Annotated in this window: 8 protein-coding genes; 6 read left to right on the top strand and 2 right to left on the bottom strand. The window is 66.8% G+C overall.

The window, feature by feature from the left end:
- Positions 1-13: 13 nt before the first annotated feature.
- The 3 genes from KBW98_RS02895 to KBW98_RS02885 are packed head-to-tail and all read left to right on the top strand — an operon-like array spanning position 14 to position 3,615.
- Complete coding sequence (locus KBW98_RS02895) at positions 14-781, top strand: DeoR family transcriptional regulator (protein ID WP_211518586.1); 768 nt, start codon at positions 14-16, stop codon at positions 779-781.
- A complete protein-coding gene (locus KBW98_RS02890; RefSeq protein ID WP_211518585.1) occupies positions 782-1,873 on the top strand; it encodes an N-acetylglucosamine-6-phosphate deacetylase in 1,092 nt (363 codons plus the stop codon).
- A 20-nt stretch (positions 1,874-1,893) separates the two neighbouring features.
- Positions 1,894-3,615, top strand: a complete 1,722-nt coding sequence (locus KBW98_RS02885) for an MFS transporter (protein WP_211518584.1) — start codon at positions 1,894-1,896, stop codon at positions 3,613-3,615.
- 149 nt (positions 3,616-3,764) lie between these two features.
- Here KBW98_RS02885 and cysS read toward each other — a convergent pair whose 3' ends face one another.
- Positions 3,765-5,150: a cysteine--tRNA ligase gene (gene cysS / locus KBW98_RS02880; protein WP_211518583.1), complete on the bottom strand. Its 1,386-nt coding sequence runs from the start codon at positions 5,148-5,150 to the stop codon at positions 3,765-3,767.
- Positions 5,151-5,434: 284 nt separating this feature from the next.
- Between cysS and KBW98_RS02875 the strand changes: the two genes are divergently transcribed.
- Together KBW98_RS02875 and KBW98_RS02870 are read left to right on the top strand one after the other, a co-directional pair.
- Positions 5,435-6,412: a tripartite tricarboxylate transporter substrate binding protein gene (locus KBW98_RS02875; protein WP_211518582.1), complete on the top strand. Its 978-nt coding sequence runs from the start codon at positions 5,435-5,437 to the stop codon at positions 6,410-6,412.
- A gap of 406 nt (positions 6,413-6,818) precedes the next feature.
- Positions 6,819-7,502, top strand: coding sequence for a PRC-barrel domain-containing protein (locus tag KBW98_RS02870; RefSeq protein WP_211518581.1), 684 nt, complete (start codon positions 6,819-6,821; stop codon positions 7,500-7,502).
- A gap of 172 nt (positions 7,503-7,674) precedes the next feature.
- Here KBW98_RS02870 and hrpA read toward each other — a convergent pair whose 3' ends face one another.
- Complete coding sequence (hrpA, locus tag KBW98_RS02865) at positions 7,675-11,835, bottom strand: ATP-dependent RNA helicase HrpA (RefSeq protein WP_373888896.1); 4,161 nt, start codon at positions 11,833-11,835, stop codon at positions 7,675-7,677.
- A 55-nt stretch (positions 11,836-11,890) separates the two neighbouring features.
- Here hrpA and argA point away from each other — a divergent pair, with 55 nt between their 5' ends.
- Positions 11,891-13,204: an amino-acid N-acetyltransferase gene (gene argA, locus KBW98_RS02860; RefSeq protein ID WP_211518580.1), complete on the top strand. Its 1,314-nt coding sequence runs from the start codon at positions 11,891-11,893 to the stop codon at positions 13,202-13,204.
- Positions 13,205-13,206: the final 2 nt, after the last annotated feature.

The following is a 13,206-nucleotide window of genomic DNA, read 5'->3' as shown; positions in this document are numbered from 1 at the left end:
CCGAGCCGCCACCATGCGAAACACCACCCAACGCCGCGAAGCCATCCTCCAACTGCTGACCCGCCAGGGCTCGGTCCAGGTGACCGACCTGGTGCAGGAGTACGGCGTGTCGGCGGTGACCATCCGCAGCGACCTGAGCGCGCTCGAGGCACAGGGGCTGGCCACCCGCAGCCACGGCGGCGCCACCCTCACCCGCACCCCGCCGCCGGAGCACACGATCCGCCAGAAGGATGCGATCAACCAGGAGCAGAAGGAGCGCATCGGCGCCCTGGCCGCCACCCTGGTGCAGGAAGGCGACAACATCATCATCGACTCGGGCACCACCACCATCTCGCTGGCGCGCCACCTGCGCGACGCCAACAGCGTAACGGTGATGACGAATGGCCTGAACATCGCCTGGGAGCTGGCCGAGTCGCCGGGCGTGGACCTGATCTTGACGGGCGGCCTGCTGCGCAAGCAGTCGCTGTCGATCCAGGGCAGCCAGGCCGAGGCTACCTTGCAGGCCTATAACTTCGACAAGCTGTTCCTGGGCGTGGACGGCTTCGACCTGCAGTTCGGCGTCACCACCCACCACGAGGCCGAGGCAAGCCTGAACCACAAGATGGTCGAGCGCGCCAAGAAGATCATCGTGCTCACCGACGCCTCCAAGTTCGGCCGGGTCAGCCTGCACCGCATCGTGCAGCTGGACCGGGTCGATACCGTCATCACCGATGCCAGCATCAGTCCTGAATACCGTGAGGGGCTGCAAAAGCTGGGCATCGAATTACTCATAGCGGAATAAATGCTCAGCGGCAGAATCCTTACTCCCGAAGGCTGGATCACAGGCAGCATCGCCTTCGGCGACTGCATCCACCGGATCACCGAAGGACCTGCCGCCAGCGGGCTCACCATCCTCCCCGGCTTCGTCGACCTGCACGTGCACGGCGCGGCCGGCGCCGACAGCATGCAGGGCGGCGATGCCGGCGCCATCATCGCCCGCACCCACGCCCGGTACGGCACCACTTCCCTGCTCGGCACCACCATGACGGCCAAGGAGCTCGACATCCGGCGCGCCCTGCGCGGCCTGGCCGGCGTCATCGCCCAGCGCCCGCAAGGCGGCGCGCGCATGCTGGGCGTGCACCTCGAAGGTCCTTTTCTCAGCCAGAAGCGCCTCGGGGCCCAGCCGCCGGACGTGATCCCCGCCACCCTGGAACTGGTGCAAAGCCTGCACGCCGTCGCGCCGATCCGGGTGCTGACCATCGCGCCGGAAGTCGACGGCCACCTGGATTTGATTCCCGATCTCGCCGCGCTCGGCATCCGGGTGCAGGTCGGCCACAGCGCCGGCAGTTTCGAGGACGGCGTCGCGGCGCTGCGCGCCGGAGCGGCCGGCTTTACCCATCTGTACAACGGCATGACCGGCATGAACCACCGCGAGCCCGGCATCGTCGGCGCCGCCCTCGCCCATGCAGAGTACGCGGAGATCATTCCCGACCTGGAGCACGTCGGCCAGGGTGCGCTGCGCGCGGCCCTGCGCGCCATTCCCCGCCTGTACGGCATCACCGATGCGACCTCCGCCACCGGCATGCCGGACGGCGAATACGCCCTAGGCACCCAGCGTGTATTCAAGTGCGCGGGCTGCGTGCGCCTGGCCAGCGGTTCGCTGGCCGGCAGCGTGCTGACCATGGACCAGGCGCTGCGCAACTTCGTCGACCTGGGGCTGGACCTGGCCGACGCCTCGCACCGCGTATCGCTCTACCCCGCCGACTACCTCGGCGAAACCCTGCGCGGCCGCCTGGCGCCCGGCGCCTGGGCCGACATCGTGGTGCTCGACGAAGGATTGCGGCCGGTGGCCGTCTTCGTCGAGGGTGAAGCGATCGATTTGAACCGACCATAACAAGCTACAACGGAGACACCATGGACGCTGTTACCTCTACGGGCGAGCGCGGCAAGCGCTACCTGCTGTTCATCGCCGGCATGGGCGGCCTGCTGTACGGGATCGACGTCGGCATCATCGCCGGCGCCCTGCCCTACCTGGAATCGACGGCCACGGTGGCCTGGAAGCTGAGCACCCAGCAGCTGTCCTTCATCGTGGCGGCGGTGCTGCTGGGTTCCGTCCTGTCCTCGCTGTTCGCGGGCGCGCTGGCCGACCTCATCGGACGGCGCTGGTCCATGGTGCTGGCGGGCGCGCTGTTCACGCTCAGCATCCCGATGATCTCGCTATCCGACGGCTACACCCCGCTGCTGCTGGGCCGCCTGCTGCAGGGGATCAGCGGTGGCCTGATCGGCGTCGTGGTGCCGCTCTACCTGGCCGAATCGCTGCCCGCCGCAGAGCGTGGGCGCGGCGCCGCCCTGTTCCAGCTGATGCTGACCATCGGCCTGGTGGGGGCAGCCGTCATCGGCCTGAGCCAGGCGCAGAACGTCGACGCCGTCACCCAGGCCGCCGCCGCGCTGCCCCAGGCCGAGCGCGCCGCCGCCGTGTTCGCGGCCCAGGACCATGCCTGGCGCACCATTTTCTGGATCTGCCTGGCGCCGGGCCTGGTGTTCACCCTCGGCAGCCTGGCGCTGAAGGAATCGCCGCGCTGGCTGGCCCTGCGCGGCCACGCCAAGGCCGACCTCCCGGCCGCGCCGGTCTCAAACGCGCGCGAATCGCTGGCCAGCCGCCGCTACGTGCTGCCCTTCCTGCTGGCCTGCCTGGTGCTGGCCCTGACCCAGGCCACCGGCATCAATTCCATCCTGGCCTACGTGGTCACCATCCTGAACCAGGCCGGCCTGCCCGGCGCCACCGCCAACACGGCGGACGTGGCCCTGAAGGTGCTGAACGCCGTCATGACCGTGGTTGCCGTGGCCCTGGTCGACCGCAAGGGCCGCAAGTTCCTGCTGATGCTGGGCAGCGGCTGCATCGTGGTGGCCCTGGTGTCCGCCGGGCTGCTGTTCCGCGGCGCCGAATCGGAGCAGCGCGACGTGCGCGCGGCGGTGGAAGCCCAGGTGAAAGACGGCCAGCTGGCGCTGCGCCTGGACGGCAAGCAACTGGCGTCACTCGGCGGTGGCAGCGATGCGCCGCAGCAGCTGACCGTGGCCTATGCCTATGGTCCCTTCACCAACGTGCAGGCGCGGCGCAGCGACGACCCGCTGCTGCCGGCCATGACGCTGCGCCGCGAGGACACGGTGCAGGAGGACAGCGTGATCGGCGCCTCGCTGCGCCGCTGGCACCTGAATCCCTTCGCCGACCCGGCCGCCGCCAAGGATGCTCCCTTGAGCATCGAACGCGCCTGGCTCGGCCCGGTGCCGTCCGAGGCCCATGGCTGGCGGGTGGCCCTGGCGATCTGCCTGTTCGTGGCCGGCTTCGCGGTGGGACCGGGGGTGTGCGTGTGGCTGGCCTTGTCGGAGCTGATGCCGACCCGGATCCGCTCGAATGGCATGAGCATCGCGCTCCTGATCAACCAGTTCGTGTCGACCGTGATCGCGGCCATGTTCCTGCCGACCGTGGGCTATTACGGGTATTCGACGGTGTTCTTCTTCGGGGCCTGCTTCTCGGTGCTCTACTTCCTGACCGCGGCTTTCCTGCTGCCGGAGACCAAGGGGAAGACGCTGGAGGAGATCGAGCAGCACTTTACGGGAGCGGCGTCGCGGGCCTAGGATGTAGTACCGTTAGATGTGAGACCGTCACTCCGGCGGAGGCCGGGGTCCAAGTTTTGCATGCGTATCGGCTGCGCGACGAACTTGGGTTCCGGCCTTCGCCGGAACGACGGTCTTGCGGGCAACGGTTGAAAGCAGCCAAGCGGGTCTCAACCAATCCGGCTTGGTTCGGCCACGGGGCCATCCGGCGTATCGCGCACGATGAAGCCTGCTTCTTCGATCGCAAGCCGCAGGGCATCGGCATCCTTCCAGCGCTTTTCACTACGCGCCTGGCCGCGGGCGGCGATCAGGTCCTTGACCGCTTGCGGCACCTCGACGGCAACCGGACGCCATGCCTCCAGGCCCAGCCCGAGCGCCTCGTCCAGCCAGGCGATGGTGGCCCGCTTCACCTTGCCGTCCAACCCTGACTTCAACACTTCCCACGCCAGCGCCAGGGCGCGCGGCGTATTCAGGTCGTCGTTCAGCTCCGCCAGCATCGCCTCGCGGTAGGCCGGATCGGCCTCGCCCCCTTCCGGCAGCGCGTGCACCGCCTGGCGCAGCCGGTTCAGCGCCGTCTGCGCCGCCTGCAGCGCCGGCCACGAGAAGGCCAGCGGCGAGCGGTAGTGGGCGGTCAGCACCAGGTAGCGGTAGGCCAGCGGCTCGAAGCCCCGCTCCACCAGGGTTGCCAGGCGCAGGAAGCCGCCGTCGGACTTCGACATCTTGTCCCCGCTCTCCAGCTGCAGGAAGGCGCCGTGCAGCCAGTAGCGCGCCGGCGCGTGGCCATGGCAGGCCTCGTGCTGGGCGATCTCATTCGAGTGGTGCACGGGGATATGGTCCTCGCCGCCGATATGGATGTCGAACAGCGCGCCCAGGTACTTGGCCGACATGGCCGAGCATTCGATGTGCCAGCCAGGGAAGCCGCGGCCCCAGGGACTGTCCCATTCCATCTGGCGCCGCTCGCCTGCCGTGCTGAACTTCCACAGCGCGAAGTCGGTCGGCGAACGCTTGTCGCCGACCTCGACCCGGTGCCCGGCCCGCTGGCCCGCGGTATTCAGGCGCGCCAGGTGGCCGTAGGCCGGCAGCCGCGCGGTGTCGAAGTAGATGCCGTCGCCGGTGCGGTAGGCGAAGCCCTGGCGCTCGATCTCCTCGATGAAGGCGATCTGTTCGGGAATGTGGTCGGTGGCGCGCGCCCACATGGCCGGCGCGCGGATGCCGAGCCGCTGGATATCCTGCTGGAAGGCGGCCGTGTAATAGGCCGCGATGTCCCAGGCCGAGCGGCCGGTGCGGCGGGCGCCCTTTTCCATCTTGTCTTCGCCGGTATCGGCGTCCGAGCTCAGGTGGCCGACGTCGGTGATGTTGATGATGTGCCGGACCGCGTGGCCGTTCAGCTCCAGCACGCGGCGCAGGGTGTCGCCGAACAAATAGGTGCGCAGGTTGCCGATGTGGGCGTAGTCGTAGACCGTGGGACCGCAGGCGTACAGTCCCGCCCGGCCCGCTTGCAGGGGGTGGAAGGGGCGCAGTGCGCGCTCGTAAGTGTCGTACAGCATCAGGTCCATCGCGGCTCCAGAAAAGACAAAGGCCACAGGGAAACGAGTTCGCTGTGGCCGATAGAAGTGCTAACTGTGGTTGCAGAAATGCTTAGCAGCAGGCTCCCATGGGCCCGCGACGACATGCTCCGAAGTGGAAAATGTTGATCTGCATATTTCCAGTCTAGCACGACTGTGTCTGCCAGCCAATACGCAATGACACGGTGTTGCCCCGGATTGCCCTTGGTGTAGAATCGTTGCGCCGGTTATTGACTCGACAACCACCGAATGGACAACCAATAAAGGGTTTGCATATGCGTCTCTTCCCCACCAACGGCAAATTCGCCTTTGCCATCGCCGCCACTGTCCTCTCCGCCAGCGCCCTGGCCCAGAACTGGCCCACCGGTAATGTCACCGTCGTGGTGCCATGGCCGCCGGGCGGTCCGTCGGACATCGCGGCGCGTCCGCTGGCCAAGGGCTTGACCCAGAACCTGGGCCAGACCTTCGTCATCGATAACCGCGCCGGCGGCGGCGGCAACATCGGTACGGCCGCGGTAACCCGCGCCAATCCGGACGGCCACACCCTCCTGATCACCTCGAGCGCCCCGATCGTCATCAATCCGAGCCTGTACAAGAAAATGGCCTTCGACCCGATCAAGGAACTGGCGCCGGTCACCAACCTGCTGCGCGCACCGCTGGTGCTGGTGGCCCACCCTTCCGTGCCGGCCAAGAACCTGAAGGAACTGATGGCCCACATCCAGGCGCAAAAGGGCAAGTTCCAGTACGCCTCGTCGGGCAACGGCACCCCGCAGCACCTGACCGGCGAACTGTTCGCCAGCGTCGCCAAGCTCGACATGATCCACGTGCCGTACAAGGGTTCGGCGCCGGCGATCTCGGACCTGCTGGGCGGCCACGTGCCGATGATGTTCGACAGCACCATCGCGATCATGCCGCACATCAAGAGCGGCAAGGTGAAGCCGATCGCCCAGTCGGGCACCAAGCGCTCGCCGCTGCTGCCGGACGTGCCGACCTTCGCCGAAGCCGGCCTGCCGGCGATCGAGTCCTACGCCTGGTACGGCCTGTTCGCGCCGGCCAAGACCCCGGCCCCGGTCATCGCCAAGATCAACGCCGAAGCACAGAAGGTCATGAAGGGCGCCGACTTCCAGAAGGTGCTGGCCGATACCGGCACCGAGTACGTGGGCGACACCCCGGCGAACTTCTCCAAGTTCGTGCAGGCGGAATCGGTCAAGTGGTCGAAGGTCGTGAAGGATAGCGGCGCGACGGTCGACTGATCTTCAGTCTGATTCAAACGAAAACGGGATGGCTTCACGGCCATCCCGTTTTTTGTTTGCGTGTGCCCATCGTAGGCAATCCGGCCGGGATTAGCGGCTCCGCATCCAGCGCAACTTGGCGAACAGGGAAGAAAGCGAACGGGTGCGGATCAGCTGGCCCAGCGAACCGCCGTAGTTGCAACGCGCATTGATCGTCATTGTTGTAGTCTCCGAAACATTACTTGGCAGAATAGCCATACTGCTTGCCCTGTTCTGTGCGCTAACTCGCTTAGTGGGACAACTCAGCAGTCACTAACGCGCGCGCCCTGCCTCCATTGAGCCATATGATTGTTACAGCAATGCTGCACGCTACCCTGTTCGGATAGCGAGCGATTGCCGCAGAGGTCATTGGACCAGGGAGGACGAAATGAGCTACGCAGATCGTGACAAATACGGGATGTACAGGGACACGCGCCACGCGGGTCCGGGCCCGGCCCTGATGGGCGCCGACACCTTGATCGGCGACAGCGTCGTCAATGCCAACGAGGAAAACCTTGGCGACATCAAGGAAATCATGCTCGACATGCAGACCGGCCAGGTCGCCTACGCCGTGCTGGCCTTCGGGGGCTTCATGGGCATGGGCGAGAAGCTGTTCGCCGTGCCCTGGCAGGCGCTGCACCTGGACACCGCCAACCACCGCTTCGTGCTGAACGTGGACCGGGAAAAGCTCAAGCATGCGCCGGGCTTCGACAAGGACGCCTGGCCCGACATGAGCGACATGAGCTGGGCGAGCGGGATCCACAGCTTCTACGGGACCGACGTCAACCAGCCGGGTGCGCCCAGCATGGGGCCGGGCGTAGCCGTGGGTGGACTGGTCGGCGGCGCCAGCGCGGGCACGGGGTCGTCGCGCATGGGCAGCGGGATGGGGTCGAGCATGGGGTCGGGGTCGGCCGGTGGTGGCGACCTGGGGAGCGGTTCGGGCAGCGGCACGGCGGGAACGGGCGCGGGGGGATCGGCGTCGTATGGGCCGGGGGGGAGTGCGGATCCGCGGCCGGGGCACGACGGGGATGACAAGGATTTGAGCAGGATTCGGGGGAGTAATATTGGGTGAAGGGTGCTGTGGTGGTGTGCTTGCAAACTTGGGTCCCCGCCTTCGCGGGGATGACGGATCATGGGCGGCCGGCTAAAGTGTCAGCTAGCGATATTCCCCCACCATAAAGCAACGTCATCCCCGCGCAGGCGGGGACCCAAGTTCAAGCAGCTCTCGAACAGCCGATCCAGCCTTACCGGATCATCGACTCCCACACCTTCTGCAACCTCTTCGCCGACACCGGCATCGGCGTACGCAGCTCCTGCGCGAACAGCGACACCCGCAACTCCTCCAGCATCCACCTGAACTCCACCATGCGCGGATCGTTGTTCTTGCCCGCCTGGTTTTTGAGCGTACGCTGGAACTGGCTGGCCGCGTTCTGCCACTCCGCCATCAGCTGCGCGTCGCGCGAAGCATTCGTGCGCAGCTTCTCGATGCGGACGTTGATCGCCTTCAGGTAGCGCGGGAAGTGCGCCAGCTGTGCATACTCGTTGTCGGCGATGAAGCGCTTGTGCACCAGTCCCTGCAACTGTGCCTGGATATCGGCCGCCACCGGCTGCGGGAGGCTTTGCAGGCGCTTCGGCAAGCCGTGGAATTCGGCCAGCACTTGCCCCGCCAGGCGCGCGACCTCGTTGATGAGGAGACCGATGCGCCCCTTGCCCTCGTCCTTGCGCTTGTTGAACGAGGCCGCATCCGTGGGAAGCGGATCCTGCAGGCAGGCGATGTCGATCGCCTTGGCCACGATCTGGTCGCGCAGGTCTTCCTGGGTGCCCACGCTCATGAACTGCATGCCCATCTGCTGCAGGCCCGGGATGTTCTTCTCGGCGAACTTGAGCTGCTCCTTGAACTGCAGCGCGAACAGGCGGCGCAGGCCGATGCGGTGGGTGCGCGCCGCCACGTTCGGGTCGTCGAAGACTTCCAGGTCGCAATGCGTGCCCTTGTCCACCAGCGCCGGGAAACCGATCAGGGTCAGCTTGCCCTGGTTGATCTCCAGCAGTTCGGGCAGTTCGCCGAAGCTCCAGCTGGTGATGCCGGTGTGCTGGCTGGCGGAGGCCGATGCCGCCGGCGCCGGCGCGGCGGCGGGCTGGGCGCCCTTCCCCTTGCCCGCCGGCGGCGGCGCAGCGGCAGGCTGCTGCTGCGCACGCACGGGCGCCGCCGGCGCGGCCGGCTTGGCTTCCGCCAGCTTCTGGAAGCTCTGGCGCGCCTGGCCGCCCAGCTCCGCCTGCAGGGTCGCCAGGTTGCGGCCCACGTCCAGCTGGCGGCCGTGCTCGTCGATCACCTTGAAGTTCATGAACAGGTGGGCCGGCAGGGTCTCGAGCTTGAAGTCCGTGGTCAGCACCCGCACCCCGGTCTGGGCGTGGATGTCGGCAATCAGGACGTCGATCAGGTCGCCCCGGCCGAAGCTGCCCGCCGCGTCGATGCGGTCGACGAACCTGGCCGCATATTCCGGCAGCGGCACGCAATGGCGGCGCAGCTTCTGCGGCAGGGATTTCAGCAGCAAGTGCACTTTTTCCTTGAGCATGCCCGGCACCAGCCAGGCGGCGCGCTCCTGCGGAATCTGGTTCAGCGCGAACAGCGGCACCGCCAGGGTCACGCCGTCGCGCACGCTGCCCGGCTCGAAGTGGTAGCTCAGCCCCATCTCGATCCCGGTGACGCTCATGGTCTTCGGGAACAGCTCGGTGGTGACGCCGGCCGCCTCGTGGCGCATCAGCTCTTCGCGGTTCAAATACAGCAGCTTGGGATTGTCGTGGGACGCGTCCTTGTACCACTTCTCGAAGCCCGCGCCGTTCACGACCGTGGTCGGGATTTCCTTGTCGTAGAAGGCGTGGATCAGCTGGTCGTCCACCAGCACGTCCTGGCGGCGCGACTTGTGCTCGAGGTTCTCGATCTCCTTCACCAGCTTGTGGTTGTGGGCGTAGAACGGCAGGCGCGTCTCGTAGTCGCCGGCGACCAGGGCGTCGCGAATGAAGATCTCGCGCGCCTCCAGCGGGTTGTGCTGGCTGTAGTTGATGCGGCGGTTGCTGTAGACGACGATGCCGTACAGGGTCGCGCGCTCCAGCGCCGTCACTTGCGCCTGGCGCTTTTCCCAGCGCGGCTCGCCCCAAGATTTCTTCAGCAGGTGGCCGCCGATCTTCTCGATCCACTCCGGCTGGATCTGGGCGATGGTGCGCGCGTACAGGCGCGTGGTCTCGACCAGTTCGGCCGCCATGATCCAGCGTCCCGCCTTCTTGCCCAAGGTCGAACCGGGCCATATGTGGAACTTGATGCCGCGCGCGCCCAGGTAGACGCCGCCCTGCTCGTCCTCGGCCTTGAAGCCGATGTTGCCCAGCAGGCCGGTGAGCAGCGCCAGGTGCAGCTGCTCGTAGGTGGCCGGGGATTCGTTCAGGCGCCAGCCCTGCTCGCGCACGATGGTGAGCAGCTGCGAATGCACGTCGCGCCACTCGCGCAGGCGCAGCTGCGACAGGAAGTTGGCGCGGCAGTTGTCCTGCAGCTGGCGGTTGGACTTCTTGTGCTCGATCGCTTCCTCGAACCACTTCCAGATCTTGAGGTAGCTGAGGAACTCGGACTTCTCGTCGGCGAACTTCTTGTGCTTCTCGTCGGCCTGCTGCTGGTATTCGATCGGGCGGTCGCGCGGGTCTTGCGTCGACAGCGCCGAGGCGACGATCAGCATCTCGCTCAGGCAATGATTGTCCAGCGCGGCCAGGATCATGCGGCCCACGCGCGGGTCGAGCGGCAGCTTGGCCAGCTTGCGGCCCAGCGGCGTCAGTTCGTTGGTGTCGTCGACCGCGCCGATTTCCTGCAGCAGCTGGTAGCCGTCGGCGATCGCGCGACCCTGCGGCGCCTCGATGAAGGGGAAGGTCTCGACGTCGGTCAGGCGCAGCGACTTCATGCGCAGGATGACCGAGGCCAGCGAGGACCGCAGGATCTCCGGATCGCTGAACTTGGGACGCTTGTTGTAATCGTCTTCCTCGTACAGGCGGATGCAGACGCCGTCGGCCACGCGGCCGCAACGGCCGGCGCGCTGGTTGGCCGCCGATTGCGCGACCGGCTCGATCTGCAGCTGCTCGACCTTGTTGCGGAAGCTGTAGCGCTTCACGCGCGCCAGGCCGGTATCGACCACGTAGCGGATGCCCGGCACGGTCAGCGAGGTCTCGGCCACGTTGGTGGCCAGCACGATGCGGCGCGCGTTCGTGGTGCGGAACACCCGGTCCTGTTCTTCCACCGACAGGCGGGCGAACAGCGGCAGGATCTCGACGTGCGGCGGATGGTGCTTGCGCAGGGCCTCGGCGCAGTCGCGGATCTCGCGCTCGCCCGGCAGGAAGACCAGCACGTCGCCCGAACCGATGCGGCACAGTTCATCGACGCCGTCGACCACCGCGTCCATCAAATCGCGCTTGTCGCGCGCGGCCTGCGCCTTCGGCGGCGGCTCGCCCGGCTTGGCGGTCACGCCGGCCGGCTCGCGGTCCACCGGGCGGTAGCGCACTTCGACCTTGTACAGGCGGCCCGAGACCTCGATCACGGGCGCGGGTTTCTCCGGCGTGCCGAAGTGGCGCGCAAAGCGGTCGGCGTCGATGGTCGCCGAAGTGATGATGATCTTGAGGTCCGGACGGCGCGGCAGCAGCTGCTTCAGGTAGCCGAGCAGGAAGTCGATGTTCAGGCTGCGCTCGTGCGCCTCGTCGATGATGATCGTGTCGTAGGCCTTGAGCAGCGGGTCAGTCTGGGTTTCGGCCAACAGGATACCGTCGGTCATCAGCTTGACCGAGGCGCCCTTGTGCAGGGTGTCGTTGAAGCGGACCTTGTAGCCCACGTGCTCGCCCAGCGGCGAACCGAGTTCCTGGGCGATGCGCTTGGCGGTGGACGAAGCCGCGATCCGGCGCGGCTGGGTATGGCCGATCAGGCCCTTCTCGCCGCGGCCCAGGGCCAGGCAGATCTTGGGCAACTGGGTGGTTTTGCCCGAGCCGGTCTCGCCCGAGACGATCACCACCTGGTTCTCGCTCACCGCCTTCGCGATCTCGGCCCGGCGGCCGGAGACCGGCAGGTCTTCGGGGAAGGTAATCGGCGGCAGCGGGTTGCGCGCGACCGGTGCCTCGTCGCGGGGAGGACGCGGCGGACGCTCGGCGCGCGGCTTGTCGCCTTCGCGGCGCGGCTGCTCGCGCTGGCCCTCGCGTGGCGGACGGTTATCGTTCCTGCGCTCGGCGCCGCGCTCTTTCTTGGTCTGCAGCTCGCCGTCACGGGTCTGCGTCATCGGCGCGCGCGGCTCGCCCTCCACGCGGCGCGGGCGCTGCTCGGATGCTTGGTTCGGGGACGCGGCGCGCGCCGGCTGCGGCGAAGGCTTGTTACTCTGTTCAGACATTGATTTTTACAAGGTATTTGGTGCGCACATCGCGCAGCGAATTATAATGCGGCAAATGGAAAACCCTACCCAATTCGTCCAGTGGCTGCGCTCTGTCGCGCCGTATATTCATGCCTTTGGCGGCAAGACCTTCGTGGTCGCCTTCCCCGGTGAACTGGTCGCCTCCGGCGCCCTGCCGGTGCTGGCGCAGGATTTGTCGCTGCTGGTCGGACTCGGCATCCGCATCGTGCTGGTGCACGGCTCGCGGCCCCAGGTCGCGGAACAGCTTGCGCTGCGCAATGTCGAAGGCCGTTTCCACAACGGTATCCGGATTACCGACAGCGCCGCGCTCGAATGCGCGAAGGAAGCCGCTGGCGAATTGCGCCTCGATATCGAAGCCGCCTTCAGCCAGGGCTTGCCGAACACGCCGATGTCGCACGCCCAGATCAGTATCGTCTCGGGCAACTTCGTGGTCGCCCGCCCGCTCGGCGTAATCGACGGCACCGATTTCGAGCTGACCGGCGTGACCCGCAAGATCCACGCCGAGAAGATCCACCCGATCCTGCAGACCGAGGACAGCCTGGTGCTGCTGTCGCCGCTGGGCTTCTCGCCCACCGGCGAAATCTTCAACCTGACGATGGAAGACGTGGCCGCCGCGGCCGCGATCGCCCTGCACGCCGACAAGCTGATCTACATCACCGAAACGCCGATGATGAAGGACGCCGGCGACGCCGAGCTGCGCGAACTGTCCTCGCACCAGGCCGAAGCGGTGCTGCAGGCGGGCTTCCTGCCGCCCGACGCGGCCTTCTACCTGCAGCACGCGATCAAGGCCTGCAACAGCGGTGTCGACCGCGCCCACATCGTGCCCTTCAACGTCGACGGCTCGGCCCTGCTCGAGGTCTTCACCCACGATGGCGTCGGCACCATGGTCAGCCACGAGAACCTGGAAAGCCTGCGCCAGGCCACAATTGAGGACGTCGGCGGAATTATCAAGCTGATCGAGCCTCTGGAAGCCGACGGCACCCTGGTTTACCGCGGCCGCGAGCTGATCGAGCGCGAGATCGACCAGTTCTCGGTGATCGAGCACGACGGCGTGATCTTCGGCTGCGCGGCCCTGTATCCGTTCCCGGAATCGAAAATGGCCGAGATGGCCTGCCTGACGGTGAGCCCGGACGCCCAGACCCAGGGCGACGGCGAGCGCATCCTCAAGCACATGGAAAACCGCGCCCGTTCGGCCGGCCTGAACAAGCTGTTCGTGCTGACCACCCGCACCTCGCACTGGTTCAAGAAGCGCGGCTTCGTGCCGGCCACCGTGGACGACCTGCCGAAGGACCGCCAGCACATGTATAACTGGCAGCGCCGGTCACAGGTCCTGATCAAGTCTTTATAATG

This window comes from Massilia sp. ST3 (genome assembly GCF_018119405.1).
Taxonomy (GTDB): domain Bacteria; phylum Pseudomonadota; class Gammaproteobacteria; order Burkholderiales; family Burkholderiaceae_D; genus Telluria.
The sequence above is the reverse complement of the archived record's forward strand: the minus strand, read 5'-3'. Positions and strand labels throughout refer to the sequence as shown.